This window comes from Streptomyces sp. NPDC048424 (genome assembly GCF_040651555.1).
Lineage (GTDB): Bacteria > Actinomycetota > Actinomycetes > Streptomycetales > Streptomycetaceae > Streptomyces.
In genome coordinates this window covers 61,171-79,445 of sequence record NZ_JBEZKE010000018.1, presented here as the reverse complement: position 1 = coordinate 79,445, position 18,275 = coordinate 61,171, and the positions used below count along the sequence as shown (strand labels likewise).

Annotated in this window: 20 protein-coding genes; 11 read left to right on the top strand and 9 right to left on the bottom strand. The window is 71.6% G+C overall.

What is annotated here, in order from left to right; all coding sequences use genetic code 11:
* Window positions 1-17 precede the first annotated feature (17 nt).
* Window positions 18-857 (bottom strand): class II glutamine amidotransferase, encoded by an 840-nt coding sequence (locus AB0D29_RS24735; protein ID WP_362857125.1) that lies wholly within the window; start codon window positions 855-857, stop codon window positions 18-20.
* A gap of 251 nt (window positions 858-1,108) precedes the next feature.
* Between AB0D29_RS24735 and AB0D29_RS24730 the strand changes: the two genes are divergently transcribed.
* Window positions 1,109-1,384 carry an isoamylase early set domain-containing protein gene (locus AB0D29_RS24730; protein ID WP_351582874.1) on the top strand — a complete coding sequence of 92 codons (276 nt, stop codon included), beginning with the start codon at window positions 1,109-1,111 and terminating at the stop codon, window positions 1,382-1,384.
* Window positions 1,385-1,541: 157 nt separating this feature from the next.
* Here the strand turns inward: AB0D29_RS24730 and AB0D29_RS24725 are convergent, their stop codons facing one another.
* A complete protein-coding gene (locus AB0D29_RS24725) occupies window positions 1,542-2,195 on the bottom strand; it encodes a GNAT family N-acetyltransferase (RefSeq protein ID WP_362857123.1) in 654 nt (217 codons plus the stop codon).
* 124 nt (window positions 2,196-2,319) lie between these two features.
* On the opposite strand from AB0D29_RS24725, the gene AB0D29_RS24720 reads away from it, so the two are divergent.
* On the top strand, window positions 2,320-2,751 hold the full coding sequence (locus AB0D29_RS24720; RefSeq protein ID WP_362857122.1) for a GNAT family N-acetyltransferase: 432 nt from the start codon (window positions 2,320-2,322) through the stop codon (window positions 2,749-2,751).
* A 48-nt stretch (window positions 2,752-2,799) separates the two neighbouring features.
* On the opposite strand, the gene argB is transcribed toward AB0D29_RS24720, so the two are convergent.
* The 4 genes from argB to AB0D29_RS24700 all read right to left on the bottom strand — a co-directional run bounded on the left by argB (window position 2,800) and on the right by AB0D29_RS24700 (window position 6,550).
* Window positions 2,800-3,705 carry an acetylglutamate kinase gene (gene argB, locus AB0D29_RS24715; protein ID WP_362857121.1) on the bottom strand — a complete coding sequence of 302 codons (906 nt, stop codon included), beginning with the start codon at window positions 3,703-3,705 and terminating at the stop codon, window positions 2,800-2,802.
* 22 nt (window positions 3,706-3,727) lie between these two features.
* A complete protein-coding gene (locus AB0D29_RS24710; RefSeq protein WP_362857120.1) occupies window positions 3,728-4,363 on the bottom strand; it encodes an isochorismatase family protein in 636 nt (211 codons plus the stop codon).
* Between the two features lie 187 nt (window positions 4,364-4,550).
* A complete protein-coding gene (locus tag AB0D29_RS24705; protein ID WP_362857119.1) occupies window positions 4,551-5,051 on the bottom strand; it encodes a hypothetical protein in 501 nt (166 codons plus the stop codon).
* A 329-nt stretch (window positions 5,052-5,380) separates the two neighbouring features.
* Window positions 5,381-6,550: an alpha/beta hydrolase gene (locus tag AB0D29_RS24700; protein ID WP_362857117.1), complete on the bottom strand. Its 1,170-nt coding sequence runs from the start codon at window positions 6,548-6,550 to the stop codon at window positions 5,381-5,383.
* A gap of 401 nt (window positions 6,551-6,951) precedes the next feature.
* Here AB0D29_RS24700 and AB0D29_RS24695 point away from each other — a divergent pair, with 401 nt between their 5' ends.
* Window positions 6,952-8,361, top strand: a complete 1,410-nt coding sequence (locus AB0D29_RS24695) for a serine hydrolase (protein ID WP_362857115.1) — start codon at window positions 6,952-6,954, stop codon at window positions 8,359-8,361.
* Window positions 8,362-8,500: 139 nt separating this feature from the next.
* Window positions 8,501-9,499, top strand: coding sequence for a hypothetical protein (locus AB0D29_RS24690; protein WP_362857114.1), 999 nt, complete (start codon window positions 8,501-8,503; stop codon window positions 9,497-9,499).
* A gap of 19 nt (window positions 9,500-9,518) precedes the next feature.
* On the opposite strand, the gene AB0D29_RS24685 is transcribed toward AB0D29_RS24690, so the two are convergent.
* The gene (locus tag AB0D29_RS24685) at window positions 9,519-9,950 is read right to left on the bottom strand and encodes a VOC family protein (RefSeq protein WP_362857113.1); all 432 of its coding nucleotides are present in this window, start codon (window positions 9,948-9,950) and stop codon (window positions 9,519-9,521) included.
* Window positions 9,951-10,206: 256 nt separating this feature from the next.
* Window positions 10,207-10,851, bottom strand: coding sequence for a ScbR family autoregulator-binding transcription factor (locus tag AB0D29_RS24680; protein WP_362857112.1), 645 nt, complete (start codon window positions 10,849-10,851; stop codon window positions 10,207-10,209).
* A 252-nt stretch (window positions 10,852-11,103) separates the two neighbouring features.
* On the opposite strand from AB0D29_RS24680, the gene AB0D29_RS24675 reads away from it, so the two are divergent.
* The 3 genes from AB0D29_RS24675 to AB0D29_RS24665 all read left to right on the top strand — a co-directional run bounded on the left by AB0D29_RS24675 (window position 11,104) and on the right by AB0D29_RS24665 (window position 14,039).
* Window positions 11,104-12,225, top strand: a complete 1,122-nt coding sequence (locus AB0D29_RS24675; RefSeq protein ID WP_362857111.1) for a DUF6183 family protein — start codon at window positions 11,104-11,106, stop codon at window positions 12,223-12,225.
* A 35-nt stretch (window positions 12,226-12,260) separates the two neighbouring features.
* Window positions 12,261-13,442, top strand: coding sequence for an epoxide hydrolase family protein (locus AB0D29_RS24670; protein ID WP_362857110.1), 1,182 nt, complete (start codon window positions 12,261-12,263; stop codon window positions 13,440-13,442).
* Between the two features lie 90 nt (window positions 13,443-13,532).
* The gene (locus AB0D29_RS24665; RefSeq protein ID WP_362857108.1) at window positions 13,533-14,039 is read left to right on the top strand and encodes a DinB family protein; all 507 of its coding nucleotides are present in this window, start codon (window positions 13,533-13,535) and stop codon (window positions 14,037-14,039) included.
* A 25-nt stretch (window positions 14,040-14,064) separates the two neighbouring features.
* On the opposite strand, the gene AB0D29_RS24660 is transcribed toward AB0D29_RS24665, so the two are convergent.
* Entirely contained in the window at window positions 14,065-14,613 is a 549-nt protein-coding gene (locus AB0D29_RS24660) for a flavoprotein (protein ID WP_362857107.1), read from the bottom strand.
* A gap of 108 nt (window positions 14,614-14,721) precedes the next feature.
* Between AB0D29_RS24660 and AB0D29_RS24655 the strand changes: the two genes are divergently transcribed.
* From AB0D29_RS24655 to AB0D29_RS24640, 4 genes are all read left to right on the top strand, one after another.
* On the top strand, window positions 14,722-15,135 hold the full coding sequence (locus AB0D29_RS24655) for an SgcJ/EcaC family oxidoreductase (protein WP_362857241.1): 414 nt from the start codon (window positions 14,722-14,724) through the stop codon (window positions 15,133-15,135).
* Between the two features lie 193 nt (window positions 15,136-15,328).
* Complete coding sequence (locus AB0D29_RS24650) at window positions 15,329-16,225, top strand: hypothetical protein (protein WP_362857106.1); 897 nt, start codon at window positions 15,329-15,331, stop codon at window positions 16,223-16,225.
* Between the two features lie 78 nt (window positions 16,226-16,303).
* A complete protein-coding gene (locus AB0D29_RS24645; RefSeq protein WP_362857105.1) occupies window positions 16,304-16,996 on the top strand; it encodes a DUF6882 domain-containing protein in 693 nt (230 codons plus the stop codon).
* 194 nt (window positions 16,997-17,190) lie between these two features.
* Window positions 17,191-18,252 carry a PhlD gene (locus AB0D29_RS24640; protein WP_362857103.1) on the top strand — a complete coding sequence of 354 codons (1,062 nt, stop codon included), beginning with the start codon at window positions 17,191-17,193 and terminating at the stop codon, window positions 18,250-18,252.
* Window positions 18,253-18,275: the final 23 nt, after the last annotated feature.

The window sequence follows — 18,275 nt, the reverse complement described above, 5'->3', positions numbered from 1 at the left end:
CTGCTGCTTCCCCAAGGTCAGGGGGATTTCGGCTGGAACGGGAAGTAGTCCGTGTGCCGGTCGGAGGGGAGCACCGAATAGCTGGCCTCGGGCAACTCGTTCCAGATGCCGGGCAGGTCGCCCAGGGGTTCCGAGACCACGATCCGCGTCTCGTCGGAGACCTCGCGGAGGTAGTCCAGTTCCGGGTAGAGGTGTCGTACGGTGTCGGCCCGGCTGCTGTAGTACAGCGACCGGGAGCAGCCCTGGCTCGAGTACCTGAACGCCCAGACCCGCTCGCCGTCACTCACCGCGATCGTCATCTGCAGCGGATTCGGCACCCCGTGCTGCCGTCCGAGATCCTCGACGAGACCCGCCATTCGGGCCACGGCGCTCGGAACGTCCTGGTCGAGGCCGAAGGTGACCGCGAGGTAGAACATCACCTCGGAGTCCGTGGAGCCCTCGATGGAGGGGAACAGCGCGGGGTCGACCGCCATGCAGAGGTCGCGCTGCAGCCGGTGGAAGTCCGTGACCGCCCCGTTGTGCATCCACAGCCAGCGACCGTGACGGAACGGGTGGCAGTTCGTCTGCTGGATCGCCGAGCCCGTCGAGGCACGGACATGCGCGAAGAACAGGCTGGACCGCACGTGGGCGGCGAGCTCGCGCAGGTTGCGGTTGTTCCACGCGGGTCCGATGTCGCGGAACACCGCCGGCGTGCCGTCGTCGTTCCCGCTGTACCAGCCGATGCCGAAACCGTCCCCGTTGGTCGATTCGACGCCCTCCCGCGAGCGGAGGCTCTGGTTGATCAGCGAGTGCTCCGGCCGGTAGAGCACGGCATCGAGCAGCATCGGCGAACCCAGGTACGCGAGCCAGCGACACATGCCACATCTCCTTCTCGGCTTCCTCCGAGCCTAATCCCGCAGGTGTCGCGGTTCGCGCCGACGAACCGCCCGGGGGGCCGCGAAGACGACAGGCGCGGGCATGGACACGGGAGGAGCGTTCCGCGTGCTTCCGGCTACGGATGGTGGCGTAAGAGTGATGCCGGGGGGCCGGCGGCGGCGTCGGCATGCGCGCGGCGGTTCCAGTGCCCAGGATGGTGGGATCCGACCCGCGTGCCGTTAGGAGCCCCCCGATGCTGGAGCGCAAGCTGCGCAAGGACCGTACCCAGGTGACGTTCGTCCTCCCCGCGGACAGTCCGGCCGGGACGGTGAGTGTGGTGGGCGACTTCAACGATTGGCAGCCCGGGGTCCACACCCTGCGGCCGCGCAAGGACGGCAAGCGCGCCGTCACCGTCGAGCTGCCCAACGAGAGCACGCACTGCTTCCGGTACCTGGCGGCCGGTGACTACTGGTTCAACGACGAGAGCGCCGGAGACCAGGAGGGCTGCAACAGCCGCCTGCACACCTGACCGGCGCCGCCGACCGCCTCTACACCGCCTTCGGTCTGGGCACGCAGGTGCGCCTGCGTGCCCAGGAGGGGCCCCGGACGGGACGATCCTGAAGGTCGCGGTCCCGGCGCCCACCGCCTGATCCCTCACCGCCGTGGGCGGCGGGTGGGCCCGGCGGTCACGGGACCGGTTCGGGGGCCGGCTCGCGCCACATCGTCCACAGAGTCGGCCCGCCGTCCGGCAGCCGGAGCTCGTGCGTGACGCGGAAGCCGAACCGCTCGTAGAAGGGGACGTTCGAGGCCTTGCTGGACTCCAGGTAGGCGCACTGCCCCAGCCTGTCGCAGTGGGCCAGCTGTTCCCGCACCAGGGTCGAACCGACACCCGCTCCCTGCATCGCGGGGTCGGTCCCCAGGGTCGACAGGTACCAGTGCGGGGCGTCCGGGTGGGCCTCGTGCAGGGCGTTCTGCACGTCCGCGGCCTTCGACAGCCCCCGGGCGCCGAACACGCGCGCGTAGTGCGGCAGGGACGTCAGCTCCTGCGCCGCGGAGGTCTTCCAGCGGCCGGGCCCCGACCAGAGCGCGGCGGCCAGGAGCCGGCCACCGCCGGTGGCGGCGAGCCGGACCCCGCCGGCCCGCGGCCGCTGCTGCCGCTGGGCCAGCTTGAAGTAGGCGGCGATCCTGCGCTCCCGGCCGACGGGGCCGGGGACCATCCACGTCATGACCGGGTCGTCGGCGAAGGCGCGGGCCAGGAGCGCGGCGACGGCGCGCGCCTCGGCCGGCCGCGCACACCGGATCCCGTAACCGGAGGATGGCGGAGCTGTGCGTGCGTTCATGGGGCCACGGTAGGCAGCGGGACCGGGCCGCCCCTGCCGTCCACGGTCGGACACGCCGCCGGATCACCCCCCGACGTGCGGGTATTCGTTGGCCTGCGTACGGCCCGACTGCTTGGATGCGGGCATGAACAGCGACCTTCCGCCCGGTTATGAGATATCCACCGCCCCCGAGCGCCTCGACCACGCGCTGATCCACCAGTGGCTGTCGCAGGACGCGTACTGGGCCCTCGGCCGGCCCCGCGAGAAGCAGGACCTGGCCATCGCCGAGTCCCTGAACTTCGGCCTCTACGACAGCGCGTCCGGTGCGCAGGTCGGCTACGCCCGCGTGGTCACCGACCATGCCACCTTCGCCTGGCTCTGCGACGTCTACATCGCGCCCACGGTACGCGGCAAGGGCTTGGGCACCGCCCTGGTCGGTGCCGTCAGGGACCACCTCGCCCCGCACGGACTGCGCCGCATCCTGCTGGCCACCGCGGACGCACACGGGGTCTACGCCGAGGTGGGATTCGAACCGCTGGGCGAGCCGGACAAGTGGATGGTGCTCGGCGAGCAGTGAGCCCGCGCCCCGTCGCGCGAACCCGGCACGGGGCCGGCCCTCCCCTTGTCACTGGGGGAGGCGGTCCTGAGGCGGCGGGCCGTCGGGCACCACCGTGGTGCCGGCGCGCTCGTCGGCGAAGGCCTCCCGTACCAGGGCGTGCGGCACCCTGCCGTCCAGTACGTGCGCCATCCGGACCCCGGAGCGCACCGCTCGCAGGCAGCCCTCCATCTTCGGCAGCATGCCGCCGGCCATCGAGGGCAGCAGTTCCTCCAACTCGCCGGTGGTGAGCCGTTCGATGATCCGCGTGCTGTGCGGCCAGTCCGCGTAGAGGCCCGCGACGTCCGTGAGCATCACCAGTTTCTCCGCGTCCAGTGCCTGGGCGAGGGCGGCGGCCGCGAGGTCCGCGTTGATGTTGTAGACGTTGCCGTCGTCCGCTCCCCGGGCGATGGGCGAGAGCACCGGGATGCGCCCCCGCTCCAGGAGGCCCCGCACCGTGTCGGGGTCGACGTGCACGATGTCGCCCACCAGTCCGATGTCCACCTCCGTGCCGTCCACCAGGGCCGGCCGCCGGACGGCGGACAGTGTGCGCGCGTCCTCGCCGGTCATCCCGATGGCGAGGGCTCCGTGGCGGTTGATGAGGCCGACGATGTCCCGCTGGACCTGGCCGGCCAGCACCATCCGTACGACCTGCATCACTTCGGGGGTCGTCACCCGCAGTCCGGCGGCGAACCGGACCTCCAGGGCCAGCCGTTCGAGCATCGCGCTGATCTGCGGGCCGCCGCCGTGCACGACGACCGGCCGGATCCCCGCGTCGCGCAGGGTGACCACGTCCTGGGCGAAGGACGCCTTGAGCTCTTCGTTCACCATGGCGTTGCCGCCGAACTTCACCACGACCGTGCGGCCTTGGTATTGCTCCAGTCGGGGCAGGGCCTCGACGAGCGTGCGCGCCGGTGGCGCCGCGGGCCCGCTCACCGGGCCGGGGGTGGTGTCGTCATCAGGCTTCCAGTTCGTCGATGAGGGTCGCGGTGGTACGTACGACGGCGCCTCGGGCGGCCGTCCAGCGGAGGGCGAGCGCGTGCTCCTCCGCGGAGGTGTCCGCCACCGCGTCGGCGACGACGAACGGCTGGATGTCGTTCATGAAGGCGTCCGCCGCGGTGAGCAGCACGCCGGAGTGGGCGAACACGCCGCACAGGATCAGCTGGTCGCGGTCCGTGGTGCGCAGGATGCGCTCCAAGTGGCTGCGCAGGAAGGCGTTGTGCCGCGCATTGGTGATCACGTGCTCGCCCCGGAGCGGGGTCAGTTCGCCGGTGATCGACACATCGCGGTCCGGTGCGGCCGGCCCGGTCTCCATTTCGGCCACGAGGCCGCGCTGTTCGGGGCGTTGGTCCGGCGGCTGTGCGCTGAAGACGACGGGGAGGCCGAGCTGCCGCGCGGAGCGGCGCAGAGCGGTGATGTTGCCGATCAGGTCGACCAGGGGCGAGTGGTCGCGGGGAAAGGGGTGGAGCAGGTGGTTCTGCATGTTGTGTATGAGCAGGGCGGCCCGGTCGGGGTCGATGGACCAGGGTGCCGCGGAGTGGGGCACGACGTCCCGGGTGGGCATGGGGTAGGGGTCGATGGTCGCAGGGCCCACGGTTGGATCTCCTCGTTACCGGCGTCGTTACCGGCGCTTCGCGGGGCGCCGGTGGTCAATGGCGCGCGGAGCTCGACGAGGGCCGGAGGATGCCCGCCCTCATCCGTCACCTAACTTAGCCTAACCTAACTAGATCGCTCGAGGGGGCGGGAGGCGCCTCCCGCCCCGTCGGCGTGCGCCGGCGCGCTCAGTCCTGGTGCGTGATGTGTCCGCCCAACCCGCCTGTGAGGCCGCCCGGTTGGCTTCCGGGGGAAAGGAGGGGGTCGTCGAGCTGCATGATCCGGTACCCGCCGCGGTGGCCCGTGCCCTTGGGGGGTCTGCGCCGTTGGCCCGCGCTCCCTTTCGCCGACCGGGCCCGCTGGGCCGCCGCGATCAGCGCCCCGACCGGTGGGGCTTCGGCCCGCAGGCGGTTGAACCTGCGGACCGAGATCCCGACGAGGGTCGCCGCGGCCGGCCAGGCCGCACCCTTGCGGATCGCGTTGAGCATCAGCTGGAGAGCGGCGGGCGTGGGCGCCGCCCCCGGTCTCAGTCCGTGCGCCTCGGCCAGTGCGTGCGCGGCGCGGAGCGCCTCGGCGAAGCTGACATCGATGTCCAGCCACTCGCGCAGGGTGCGCTCGGGGAGGCCGGCCGCGGCGGCGCACCCGGGGATGGTCAGTCCCTGAGCGGCCCCGCGGAGGGCATCGGCCATCCGGGCGATCGTTTCCTCGCGCTGGCTGGGTGTGCGCCGCAATGCCTCGCGCAGTGCTCGGTCCATATCCTCTTGGGAACTCATCCAGGCCAGTACCTCATCGGCCCACTCGTCCTGCTGCGCTTGGTCTTGCGCCTTCTCCTGCATCCCCACACCCCCAATATTAGGGAAGCCTAACCTAAGAATATGGGGGAAGGGAGGGATGTGAACACAATCGGGGTATTCCTGTGGGCAGGCATTCGGGTGCGGCGTCCCGGTCGAGGCCAGGCGCACGGTGCGTGCAGTGCGTACGGGGGCGCCCGCCGTGGCGAGCGCCCCCGTACGGGGCCTCAGCGGCGGTGGAACACGACTTCCGGGTCGCTCGCCGTCGGACCGTCCAGGCGCGGTGCCGGCATCCCGCGCAGGTGCAGGTCGAAGAAGTCGCCGACGTACGCCCGCGTGATCTGCTGGGAGCGGGTGCCCGAGAGGGGCGTCTCCGGGTGCGGGTACCCGGCCTGGTCGCCGAGCACCGGCCAGTCGGTGAAGGCGGGATGTCCCGCTCCCGTGACGGTCAGCCAGCGCTTCCAGCCCTCCAGCCGGGGCCAGTTGTCCTCCCAGGAGGTGTCGGGGAAGTCGGGCGGCAGCAGGGCGGGATCGCCGGCGAGCATCAGGAACGGGCGTCCGCCGAGGCCGGCTTGGGGTATCGGAGTGAAGAAGGTGCCGTCCATGTTGACCCCGGCGTCCACGCGCGGATCGGCCGCCATCGTGGCCGAGGCGGCCGCGCCGCCGATGGAGTGACCGGCCATGCCGATGTGCCGGGAGTCGATCAGCCAGGAGTACCGCCACGCGGGGCGCGGGCCGGTGAGCCCGTCCAGGACGAAGGAGACGTCCTTGGCGCGACCGTCGGAGACCCGCTGCAGGGAGTGGTCGGGGAACACCTGCTCGCACGCCGTGCACGAGAGGAGCCGCCCTCCGGGGAAGACGGTGCCGTCCGACTCGTACGCGTGGTCCACCGCGGCCACGACGTAACCTCGGCTGGCGAGTTCCTCGGCCAGGGTGCTGAGTGAGGCGCGCGGCATGGTGAAACCGGGGGAGAGCACGATCAGCGGGTAGCGGTGCACCGAGGGCCGGGGCAGTGCGTCCGACCGGGAGTGCGTCCGGGTCGCCGCGACCTGCTCGGGCGTGACGTACCGGCCCAGCTCTCCCCGGTCGGTCAGCAGCGACTTGGCCTCGGGAACCGCCATGTAGGGAGCGGGAGTTCCGGTGCGTGCGAGCGCCGGGTAGTACAGCGACAGCAGCAACTCACGGTCGGCCGCGGGCACCCAGGGGTCCTTGCGCTCCCGGTCCACCAGGTGGAGGGTGTCGCGGCCCACCGGTAAGGCGCCGGTGGGTCGCGGGAGTTCGAGTCTGGAGGCGCCGGCCGGGGCGGTCGCGGCCGCGGCGGGCGTCGTGAGCGTGCCGGGCGCGGCGAGGGCCAGACCGGCCGCCACCGCCGTCAGCACGCGGATGATCTTCTTCATGCCCGCATCCTACGGTGTTTCAGGAAAGGCTTACCTAACTTAATCGGCGTCAACTGCCCAGTGAGCCGCAGAAGGTGTGGACGTCGAGGACGAAAGCCTCCGGCTGCTCCAGGGGTAGGAAGTTGCCGCCGCGCGACTTCGGCCGGCGCGGTCACCCGCCGCATCGTCGAGCCGTACCGGGCGCTCGAGCGGCGAGGGGCCGCCCGGCTGACGGTGGGGTGTCGGCGGCCAGTGACAAATGTAATGGGTTGTCAAGGTGCCTCTGCATCTGAAGGTTGATGCCTGGTTCGTCCTGGCGGAGGAGGCCGCGTCGCGGGTGCGGGGCGAAGAATCGAGGTGTCCCGGATCGCCGGGCGTCATCGGGCCGCCGGGCCCCACCGGGCCACCGACGAGGAGCTGCCGTGTCCCACACCAGTCCTGCCCACCGCCCCGCCGCGGCCCCCGTGCCGCGACTGCGCCGCATTGCCTCCGTCACCGCCGTCGCCATGGCCCTGCTGGCGGGCCTCGCGCCGGCCGCCCACGCCGCGGGCGAGGGCCCCCTGGCCGCTCCTGCCGAGGCGGCGGGCCGGCATCCCGACCGCGCCGAGCTGCAGCGGAGGCTGAACGCGATCCACGAGGCGGGCATCTACGGCGCCTACTCCGCGGTCCGCGACGGCCGCGCCCGCTTCGACGGCGCCGCCGGCCTCGCCGACGTCGCCGCGGGGACACCGGCCCGCCCCGACCTCCGGCACCGCGTCGGTAGCGTCACCAAGACCTTCACCGCCGTCGCCGTACTCCAGCAGTCGGCGAAGGGCCGGGTGGGCCTGGACAGGCCGGTGGGCGACTACGTGCCCGAACTCCTGCCCGGCGAGCGCGGCCGCAAGGTGACCGTCCGCATGCTCCTCAACCACACCAGCGGTATCGACGACTACATCGCGGACGCCTTCCCCTCCCTCCAGAAGGGCACCACCGACAGCCTGGACGACCTCCGGTTCCGCACGGTGCGACCCGCCGAGCTGATCGGGTACGGGGTGGCCCGGCCACAGCTGTTCGAACCCGGCACCGCCTGGACCTACTCCAACACCAACTACCTGCTGTTGGGCGAGGTGCTCCGCAAGGTGACGGGACAGGACCCGGAGCGGCTGATCACCCAGGACGTCATCCGGCGGGTGGGCCTGCGGGACACCTACTTCCCCGGCACCGACCCGCACATCCGCGGCCCCCATGCGCGCATGTACGAGAACTTCCTCGGGCTCATCGACCCGCCGCGCGACTACAGCGTCTACAACATGACCTGGGCCGGCACCGCGGGAGCCCTCGTCTCCACCCCGCAGGACCTCAACACGTTCTACCGCGCCCTGCTGAGCGGCAACCTGCTGCCGCGCCGCCAGCTGGACGAGATGCGCACCACGGTCGACATCAAGGACGAAACGGGAGCCGTCACCGTGCGCTACGGCCTCGGCATCTACTCCCTGGACACGCCCTGCGGGCCCGCCTGGGGTCATGACGGAGCCGTCTGGGGCGCCGGCACGTGGGCACTGTCGAGTCCGGACGGCGCACGGCAGTTCGCCATCGGGTACAACCTGACGAAGTACCAGCGCCTCACCGAGGACGGCACGGCCGTCGTCCCGCACCCGGCCGACGCCGCTTTGAACGCCTACAAGGACCGGTCCCTTTGCGGCGCCACCGCGCCGCGCGCATCGGACCCGGCCGGTGAGAACCGTCCGACCGAGGGCCCGGCGGCGGACAGCCCGGTCCCGGCCGTACCCCGCGCACCACTGCCCCAGGTCGACGCGATGCCGCCCCGACTGCCGGCGAGCCCCGGCCGCTGAGCCGACGCGGCCGCGGTTCTCTGTGTGGCGCAGGAAGTGCGCCCCATGGAGAACTGCGCCGGGGCGGGAACGTGCCTACGCTGGGAGCAGGCCGCCTCGGTCCGTGCGTCCGCACGCCTACCTAGGACGATCGATGCCCATGAAGCGCCTGGCAGAGTTGCGCTCAGTCAGCGGAGTCCCCGCATTCGCCGCCGTGGCCGCGATGACCGTCGCCTGCCTGGTGCCCGGGTACACCGCCACCGCCACTGCCGCCGCCGAGGACGACGGTTCCTGCGCGACCTCGCCGACGGACAGTTTCTGGCGCGCCCCCGTGGACCAGCTGCCCGTGCATCCGAGCTCCGCCCAGTACGTCTCCTCGATCGGCTTCGCCGAGTCCCTGCACCCGGACTTCGGGTCCGGGCTCACGGAAGGCGAGCCCTTCGGCATCCCCATCACCGTCTCGGACACGAACCTGCCGGAAACGAAGGTGACCCTGGACATCGCCGAGGAAAGCGATACGTCCGGGTACCGGATCCCGTCGAACGCCAAGATCGAGAACGGTCCGGCGAGCACGGGGGACCGCCACGTGGTCGTCTGGGACCGCGCCCTGTGCAAGTCCTACGAGCTCTGGAACGCACAGCAGGAAGGGGACAACGCCTGGCACGCCGGATCGGGCGCGGTCTTCGACCTGCGGTCCCACGAGCTGCGGCCCGCCGGGTGGACCTCGGCCGATGCCGCCGGCCTCGCCATCCTCCCCGGGCTCGTGCGCTACGACGAGGCGGCAGCCGGGCGGATCGACCACGCGATCCGCATCACCGTGCCGCGCTCGGACCAGAGCTACATCTGGCCCGCACGGCACCAGGCGGGCGCCGCGGCGGACAAGTCGCTGCCTCCCATGGGGTTGCGGCTGCGGCTCAAGAGTTCGGTGGACACCTCGCAACTGGCCCCGCAGGCCCAGGCCGTGGCCGAGGCGCTCAAAAAGTACGGGGCCATCGTCGCGGACAACGGCTCGCCCTGGTACATCACCGGTGAGGAGAACGCCGGTTGGGACAACGCCCAGCTCGACGCGCTGAAGGGCTTCAAGGGATCGGACTTCGAGGCGGTCGACACCTCCGGACTCCAGCAGTCGCCGGACTCGGGCGCCGTCGCGCCGAAGTGATCCCCGAAGCCGCTGGGTCTCAGCGTTCGGCGAGTTCCGAGGGCGCTTCCTGGACGACCCAGCCGTTCCCGTCCGGGTCGCTGAAGGTGAGGAAGGAGTTCCAGGTCCCGCCCTTGCCTTCCTCCCAGCCCTTCGCGCCGAGGTGCCGGACGGGCGATACGTCCACTCCCCGGTCCGCCAGGTTCCTGTGGGCCTCTTCGATGTCGACGACGCACAGCTGAAGGCCGTGGAGCGTGCCGGGCGCCATGGTGTGGGTGCCGGGCGCTGCCGGCATTCCCTGGAGCATCGCGATGGAGCAGCGGGAGCCGGGCGGCGTCATCTGGATGATGCGCACTCCGGGCGCGACTTCGTCGTCGAGGTCGACCTTGAAGCCGACCTTTTCGGCATAGAAGGCCTTCGCGCGATCCATGTCGGTGACGGGGACGGGGACCACTTCGAGCGTCCAGTCCACGGGTGCCTCCTTGGGGGTGTCCTGTCGTGAGTGCCGAGCTGGTTCCACGGTCGCCCACACGGGCCTCGTCGGGCACGTCGAAACGCCCGAAAGCCCCAGAGTCGCCCGGGCCCGGAGGACAAGCCCTCACCGGTCCCGTACCTGCCGGCACTGCGATCAGGACGCCGAACTCGAACGCCTGCAGGGCGGCCTCGGCCACGCCGTGGCGAGCACCCCCGTGGTTCGCCACGGCGTGTGCGAGGCCGTCCTGAGTGGGTCAGTCGGTGGGGGGCGGTGAGACGGGTCTGGGGGTGCCGGTGGGGTGGAAGCGGGTGATGCGGTGCGGGGGGACGATGGTGGGGAGGAGGAAGTTCCACAGGTCGGTGACGCGCGTGTGCAGGTCTTCGCGGCGGGTGCGGACGTGTGAGGTGACCTGGATGCCGGTGAAGGCTCCGACGAGGAGGGTGGCGAGGGCCCGGACGTCGAGCGTGGGGTCTATGTCGCCCTGGTCCTGAGCCGGTGCCAGGCAGTTGCGGCAGGTGGCGATCCAGGCGTCGTACGGGGTGGGGTCGGGGGTGGTGAAAGCGCCGAACTCGATGACCAGGCGGATCCCGGCGCGGATGCGGACGTTGGTGCGCAGTCCGTGCGCCATCTGGTGGCTGAGGTCGATGACGGTCTGCAGGCCGGGGTTCTCGATGGCGGGGACGTGTTCGGAGACCTGGAAGTGTTCGTCCATCAGGGCGCGCGCGAGGGCTTCCTTGGACGGGAAGTGGAAGTACAGGGCGCCCTTGGTCACTCCGGCGTACTTGACGACGTCGCTGAGGCTGGTGCCGTCGTACCCGCAGAGGTCGAAGGCCGTGGCCGCGCCGTCGAGGATGGCTCGGCGGGTGATCTCGGCCCGCTCCTGTCTGGCCCTCGTCACGTCCTCGCCCCCAGGGTCGCTGTCGTCGAGCGGTGTTCGCTGTGGTGTGTCGTCAATGTAGTCCGGCCGCCCGAAAGAAAACCAGTCGACAGGTACGTGTTTCGCGGGGCGGACGAGCGGTTCGGGGAGGTGTGGGGTTTTTGCGTAACGGCTTTATCTGGACGGTGAGTTGAAGCCCGTGTCCGCCGGGGCGCGGCCGTCCGGGTGCGGGGTCCGGGAAGGGGAGGCAGCCGGACGCGTAGGCTCGGTGCCGTGGCTGATCAGATTCAGAGGATCGTGACCGAATTGCCCGACCTGACGAAGGTCACCGACGTGTGGGCGGTGGCCGACGGACGTGTCGCTCAGGGCGACCCCGCCTTCTGCGCCGACCTCGGCATTGCTCTCGCCGACGCGTACGGCGCCGGACAGGTGTGGCAGTACAGAAGCGTCTTCGACCACCTTCTTCGCCTGCTCGCCACCACCCCGGGCCGCGAGAACGCCGCCCAGGCGCTGCGGCTGGTCTCCTCGGAGGCGGTCACCAGCAGGAAGCTGGACCGTTTCACGGCCTCGTTGCTCGCATCCGGCCAGGAGGCCGACGCTCTGGCCGCCGCGTTCACCGGACCCGCTTCGGAGGAGCTCCGGGCCTGCTTGGTCCACGAACTGGTACTCAGGGGTGTCGCCGTGGAAGGGACACCCGGTGTGGCGGGTTGGGCCACGTCCCCGCACTGGAGGCATCACCCGCTGGGCCGGCTGCCCCTGACACTGTCCGACGTGGAAGGCGTTCCCGATCTGCCCCGCTACGGCCCGCGCGGCAGCAGTCACTCGATGCCGTTCGGGCCGTCGGAGAGCCGCGCCCTGGTGAAGGTCGTCGGAGCGCGTGTCCCCTCGGTGGAGGAGACGACGACGGAAGCCGCAGCCACCGCCATGGCCCGGGCCGTGGCGAACTGGGCCGAAGAGTCCAACGGGCGCATCGAGGCACGGGTCTTCGCTCTCACGGCCCCGCTGGACCACGAATCCCTCCCGAACGCGCTCCTGACGCTGGGGCTGGAGTGCCTGAGCGGAGTGGGCCGGAAGGCGGCCCTGTCGGTCTCCGTCCTTCGGCCGGACCGGGCGTGGGCCGTGCTCTTCGCCGCGGCATCGACGGGAGGGGCGTACAACTCCGGTTCCTTCGGCGCCTACGGCCGCCTCGCGGCCTGGCAGTCCCTGGCCGCGCTGGCCGGCTGCCCGGAAGACGCCACCACCGGTGAGGTCGAAGCACGCGTACGGGACTGCGTCTGGCACGGCTTCGACGCCGGCACGAAGTGGTTCGAGCAAGTGGCCTGGTACATCGGCCTGGCCGCCCTGGCCCCGGACCGCCGGAGCCTGGCCGTGCTGGCCGCGACGGACACCGACTGACGTGCGGGGGCGCGCCGCTGTCTAGCATGCGGGTCATGACTGATCTTGACGAGGGGCTGCGCGGGTTCCGGCTCGCCGTGGAGCAGGGCGAGCTGGACGACCTCGGTGAACGGTTGCGCCGGGTGCGCTGGCCGGACGAGCTGCCCGGCGTGGGGCGGGCGTACGGGATGCCGGGCGAGCGGGTGCGGGAACTCGTCGCCCACTGGCGCGACGGCTACGACTGGCGCGCGGCGCAGGCGCGGCTGAACGAGTGGCCGCAGTTCACCACGGTCGTCGACGGAGCGCGGGTGCACTTCGCGCACCTGCGCTCGCCCGAGCCGGACGCGACGCCCTTGCTGATGACGCACGGCTGGCCGGGATCGTTCGTCGAATTCCAGCGGGTGGCAGGCCCGTTGACCGATCCGCGGGCGCACGGCGGGGATCCGTCCGACGCCTTCCACCTGGTGCTGCCGAGCATCCCCGGCTTCGGGCTCTCCGGGCCCACGACCGAGGCGGGCTGGGAGTTCAAGCGGGTCGCACGGGCCTTCGGCGTGCTGATGGAGCGGCTGGGGTACGGGTCCTACGGTGTGCAGGGCGGTGACTGGGGAGCCGCGATCTCGCGGGAGCTCGGGCGGATCCTGCCGGACCGTGTGATCGGCGTGCACCTGAACCTGCTGCCCGGCGGCGGAGCCACCGCCGAGCCCCGGCCCGAGGAACTGGCCGCGCTGCCTGCCGCCGAGCGGGAGCGGACGCTGGCCTCCTGGGAGCGGTACCGGATCTGGGCGCGTGATCGACAGGGCTACGCCGACATCCAGTCGACCCGGCCGCAGACCCTCGCGTACGGGCTGAACGATTCACCGGTCGGGCTGCTCGCCTGGATCGCCGAGAAGTTCGACGAGTGGAGCGATCCCGCGTGTCCGGTCGACAGGGACCAGCTGCTGACCAATGTCATGCTGTACTGGCTCACCGGAACGGCCGGCAGCGCGGCCCGGATCTACTACGAGCGGGCGCACGCCGACTACGCCGGGCAGCCGCCCGAGGCGTCGCACACCCCGACCGCACTGGCCGACTTCCCCCGGGACAACTTCATCCCCTTGCGGCACGTCGCCGCGCGCACCGACACCATCGTCCGCTGGACCTCGTACGACAGGGGCGGCCACTTCCCCGCGATGGAGGTCCCCGACCTGCTGGTGGGTGACGTACGAGCCTTCTTCCGGCAACTCCGGCAGCCCGGCTGAGTGTCGCCGCGGGCGGCCGGATGTCCGGTGCGGGTGTCCGGCATGTGAAATGGAGGAGGGCCGGGCCGGTCCGGCTGTGATGATCACCCGGTGATCGATGAGCAGAGGACACGACCCGTCCTGGTGGGCGATGAACGCGCCACCTTGACCAGCATCCTGCAGTGGCAGCGGGACACCCTGATGATGAAGTGCGCCGGCCTGAGCGAGGAGCAACTGCGGAGGAAGGCGGTGGCCCCGTCGGGGCTGAGTCTGCTCGGGTTGGTACGTCACCTCGCGGAGGTCGAGCGCGGCTGGTTCCGCAACGTCCTGGGTGGCGAGGGCGTAGGCGGCTACTTCCCGAAGAACGAGGCCGGGGAGCGGACGGAGTTCCACGTGGACGACGCGGACGTGGCCGGATCGTTCAGGATCTGGGAAGAGACCTGCCGGCGGTCGCGGGAGATCGTGGACGCCGCCGACTCCCTGGACATGACGGGGCACTTCGGCGACGAGTCCTACTCGCTGCACTACATACTCACCCACATGATCGAGGAGTACGCCCGCCACAACGGGCACGCGGACCTGCTGCGCGAGGTGATCGACGGGACGACGGGGGAGTAGCCCCGCCGCCTCGGCACGACACCGCCTAGAGGCGGGTGGCGGTGATGCGGTCCACGGCGTCCAGGGCGGCCGGCCAGGGGAAGTGGGACGGGGAGTCGGGGCCGGCCGGACCGGGGACGAACCCGTTCTCGCCGTAGAGGAGTTCGACACCGGCACCGCGCAGGGTGGCCAGGGAGGTGTCGAACTGGGGGTGGGCGGCGAGCGCGGCGTTGGTGCAGGGCACGGCGACCGTGGGGGTGTTCTTGCCGAGGGCTTCGGCCGCGACGCCGACGGCGAAGCGGTCGGTGAGGCCCAGGGCCCAGGCGTTGATGGTGTTGAAGGTCGCCGGGGCGAAGAGGAGGGCGTCGGCCGCCGGCCATACGTCGGCCTCGCCCGGGAATTTGTACTGCCAGCGCACCGGGTGGCCGGTGAGCGCGGCGAGTCCGTCCAGGCTTTCCGAGACCCAGTGTGCGGCGGTGGGGGTCAGCCCCAGGCAGACGTCCCAGCCGCGGGTCTGGGCGTCTTCGACGACGTGGGCGACGTCGAAGACGGGCGGGGCGGCTGAGCAGAGCAGGTACAGGGTCTTCGTGGTCATGGGGCCAATATGATCATATTGCTTGACCTCAAGTAAGGTTGAGGCACCACGATGAAGCCCATGGACATCGAAACGAACACCGAAGCGGACATCGATATGGGCATGGACATGGGCATCGAGCGGGCGGCAGAGGCCGCTGCCGTCAAGGCGATCGAAGAGGTCGTCGCCACGGTCGAGCGCACGCAGCGGGCCAAGGACGCCGAGGGGTTCCTGGCCCTGTTCCATCAGGACGCGCTGTGGACGACGGCGCACGGGAAGGTCCTCATCGGGTTCGAGGAAATCGCCGCGTTCACGCGGGCCGTGTTGCCGGCGGCGAGTTGGGACGGGGAGGTCACCTACGAGGTGGTCCACATCCAGTTCCTGCGGCCGGACGTCGCGGCGGTGAAGGTGCGTCAGGTCTACCACGAGGCCGACGGCGGCGGCAGCGAGGGCGCCCCCCTGTACGTGATGACCCGCGAGGCGGACGGCCCCTGGCTGCTGACCGCCTGCCAGAACACGCAGGTGGCGGCGGATCCTGCCTGAGCCCTCCGGCCCGGGCGCCGAGCCTCAGGCGTCCTTGCGCTCCTCCCGCTGGATCTTCGGCGGATGCACCTCGGTGTCGATCGTCCAGTGATCGTCGGCCGGCACCACCCAGACTGTCACCCGTGACGGGCCGGCGCGCGCGTCCCGCCGGGCGCTGCGCGCCGAAACGCCGCCGGTGGGGGAGAGTGGTGCCGTGGTCGACCTCGACGCGGTGGCAACCGAGCTGTACGGACTCAGGCCGGAGGAGTTCACGGCCGCCCGGGACGCGCACGTCGCCGAGGCGCGCAGGGCGGGGGAGCGGGACGTGGCGAAGCGCATCGCTGCCCTGCGCAAGCCCACGCTCGCCGTCTGGGCCGCGAACCTGCTCGCCCGCGCGGATGCGGACCAGGCCCGGCGCCTGCTGGTGCTCGGCCGGGAGCTGCGCGAGGCGCACCGGACCCTGGCGGGGGAGGACCTGCGGAAGCTGTCGCACCAGCAGCACGTGGTGATCGCGGCGATGGCCACCGAAGCCCGCCGGCTGGCCGGGGGCGCGGGGCAGGAGGTCTCCGAGGGCGTTCAGCGCGAGGTCGAACAGATCCTCCGCACCGTCCTCGCCGACCCCGACGCCGCGGAGACATGGGCGCGGGGCGTGCTGGCGAAGGCCCCGCCCCAGGTCGTGGGCTTCGCCGAACTGGCACCCGTAGACGTACCCGGCACGGCACCGCCACCGAAGCGACGAAAAGCCGAACCCGAGGCCGAGGCCGCAGCGAAAGCCGACAATCGGGCCGCGCAGGCGCAAGCGCGGGCCCGCGCCGAGGCGGACCGCACGGACCGGGAGGCGGAGCTGGCCGAGGAAGCGCTCGCCACGGCGGAGTCGGAGCGGGCACGGGCCCGCGCCGCGCTCGGCGCGCTCGACGAGCAGATCAGGGACCTCCGGGCGCAGCTGGACCGGACCCGGCAGGAACGCGACCGCCTCGGCGCCGCCGCGAAGGAAGCCGATCGCCGACACCGGCAGGCCGCCCGGGAGGCGAAGACGGCCCGAGCGGCCGCCGGGAAGGCCCGGAATGCCCTCGACGCCGCCGCCGGAGGGACGCCACGGGCGCGGCACTGATCAGCGCCTGCCAACTGGTGTCGGTGATGCCGGTACCCGCAGGCCGAGTGATCGGGCCGGCGTTTTAGGGTCATGGCCATGATCGTGATGAATCAGTTCAGTGACGCGTTCCTCCTGGAGGCCGAACGGCACGCGGCCTGGGGCGCCGCGCAACTCGAAGCCCTGACCGCGTACGTGCCGGAGGGCCCCTGGACGGCGGACCTCGCGGCCTGTCTCTACCGGCAGGGCGGTCTTGAGCTGCGGATCGCCGTGCTGGGCACGTACGACCTGCGGGAGCACTCCTGGATGTGGGGCTGGGCCAACCCGGGACTGCGCGGCAGCGAAGTGGTGGCGCTGACCGGTGCGATCGAGCGCTACGGAAGGAACCACGGGATCGCCGAGTTCACCGAGGGGACCCTGGACCTGTCCGGTTTCGAGGATCCCCGGCGGGCGGCGGAGACCTTGGCCTTCGCGGGCATGGGGGTGGCCGAGGCGCCCGGCTACCTGGGCCTCCCGGCGGGACCGGACAGCCTGGTCTACTTCCTGCCGGACGACCCGCAGGTTCCGAGGGCCGGCGTCGACGCGGTCGCGCTGCCGCGGCAACTGCTGACCGGGGCGGGCCTGATCGGCCGTTCGGCCCGGCGGGTGGTCACCGGCTACCTGGAGTACCACGGCCTGCCCCTGACCGAGGACGGGGACCGGATCCTCACCGATCTCCCCGGTGGCAGCGCGGCGGAGATCGAGTTCGACCATGCGGGCCGCATCGCCGCCGTGCGCCTGACCGCCGTCTGACCCCGGTTGCCGCAGCTCAGGGGCCTCAGCCCGGGTTCGAGCGGCCGTCCGGGCGGGGAAGGGAGGGTTCCGGCCGACAATCAGGTGTCGTCTTCCGAGTCGTCAGAAAGGCACCTGTCATGGGCGTTGTTCTCCGGGAGTCTGCCGCGCGCGTGCATCGGCCGGTCTTTCGTGCCCCCGAACACCTCACCACGATGGACGAGGTGATCGAGCTGGCCGGCAGCGCGTTCGAGGAGGGTGTCGTCCCCGCGAAGGTCGCACACATGATGCGTGCCACCGGAGTCGGGACGAGAGCCTTCATACGTCCGGCGCCGACCCTGTTCACGCGGGGCTCGGGGCCCGCGTACTGGGACGAGACCCTCGAACTGCTCGCCGACCTCGCGCGGACCGCGGCCACCGCCGCGCTCGACGCCGCCGGTCTGACCGCGGAACAGATCGACGCCCTGATCGTGACGAGCGTGACGGGCTGGAGCATGCCGAACCTGGACGTCCACCTCATCCGCTCGCTGGGACTGCGCCCCACCGTGCGGCGGCTGCCGATCTCGACGATCGGCTGCGCCGGCGGACTGTACGGCCTGATCCGGGCGCGTGAACAGCTGGCCGCGCAACCCGATGCCCGGATCCTGGTCGTGGCCGCCGAGGCGTTCAGCGCCGGTTTCCAGCCCCGCAACACGACCACTCCCGCAATGATCTACAAGGCACTGGGCGGTGACGGCGCCGCGGCCACCGTCGTGACCGGTACCGCAGACGTACGGCCCGGCCCTGCCGTCGAGCTCCACGACCCCCTGGAACTCCTCGTCCCCGACACCGAGGACAACTACCGGCTGACGGTCGATCCCACCACCGGGCACCTCGGCTTCACCTCCACCGCCGAGGCGCCGTACGCGATCCTGAAGGCGGACCCCCACCTCGGCGCCTGGCGCGAGCAGACGATCCCCGACCCCGCGTTCATCGTGGCCCACCACGGAGGCCCCGCGATCCTCGAACGCACCGCGAGCGTGCTCGGCTGCGACCGACGACAACTGCGCCACTCATGGGACTCCCTGCGCAGCCGGGGCAACATGACGTCCGTCTCCGTCCTCGACGTCCTGGCGCGGACCCTCGACGACCCGGACGGCCCACGCCCCGGCCAGGAGGGGCTCATGCTGGCGATCGGGCCGGGTGTCACCGTCGAGGCGGCGCGCTTGCGGCGGCCGGCCGCGAGCGCGCCGCCGCCGCGGGACGGGCACGTCCACCCGCACGCGGCCGTCGCCTGAGCACCCCTCCCGTGCCGGCCGAG

Coding starts and splice junctions, on each gene's coding strand:
- AB0D29_RS24735 (WP_362857125.1), bottom strand. CDS start 857: ATGTGTCGCTGGCTCGCGTACCTGGGTTCGCCGATGCTGCTCGATGCC.
- AB0D29_RS24730 (WP_351582874.1), top strand. CDS start 1,109: ATGCTGGAGCGCAAGCTGCGCAAGGACCGTACCCAGGTGACGTTCGTC.
- AB0D29_RS24725 (WP_362857123.1), bottom strand. CDS start 2,195: ATGAACGCACGCACAGCTCCGCCATCCTCCGGTTACGGGATCCGGTGT.
- AB0D29_RS24720 (WP_362857122.1), top strand. CDS start 2,320: ATGAACAGCGACCTTCCGCCCGGTTATGAGATATCCACCGCCCCCGAG.
- AB0D29_RS24705 (WP_362857119.1), bottom strand. CDS start 5,051: ATGGCCGATGCCCTCCGCGGGGCCGCTCAGGGACTGACCATCCCCGGG.
- AB0D29_RS24700 (WP_362857117.1), bottom strand. CDS start 6,550: ATGAAGAAGATCATCCGCGTGCTGACGGCGGTGGCGGCCGGTCTGGCC.
- AB0D29_RS24690 (WP_362857114.1), top strand. CDS start 8,501: ATGAAGCGCCTGGCAGAGTTGCGCTCAGTCAGCGGAGTCCCCGCATTC.
- AB0D29_RS24670 (WP_362857110.1), top strand. CDS start 12,261: ATGACTGATCTTGACGAGGGGCTGCGCGGGTTCCGGCTCGCCGTGGAG.
- AB0D29_RS24660 (WP_362857107.1), bottom strand. CDS start 14,613: ATGACCACGAAGACCCTGTACCTGCTCTGCTCAGCCGCCCCGCCCGTC.
- AB0D29_RS24655 (WP_362857241.1), top strand. CDS start 14,722: ATGGGCATCGAGCGGGCGGCAGAGGCCGCTGCCGTCAAGGCGATCGAA.
- AB0D29_RS24645 (WP_362857105.1), top strand. CDS start 16,304: ATGATCGTGATGAATCAGTTCAGTGACGCGTTCCTCCTGGAGGCCGAA.
- AB0D29_RS24640 (WP_362857103.1), top strand. CDS start 17,191: ATGGACGAGGTGATCGAGCTGGCCGGCAGCGCGTTCGAGGAGGGTGTC.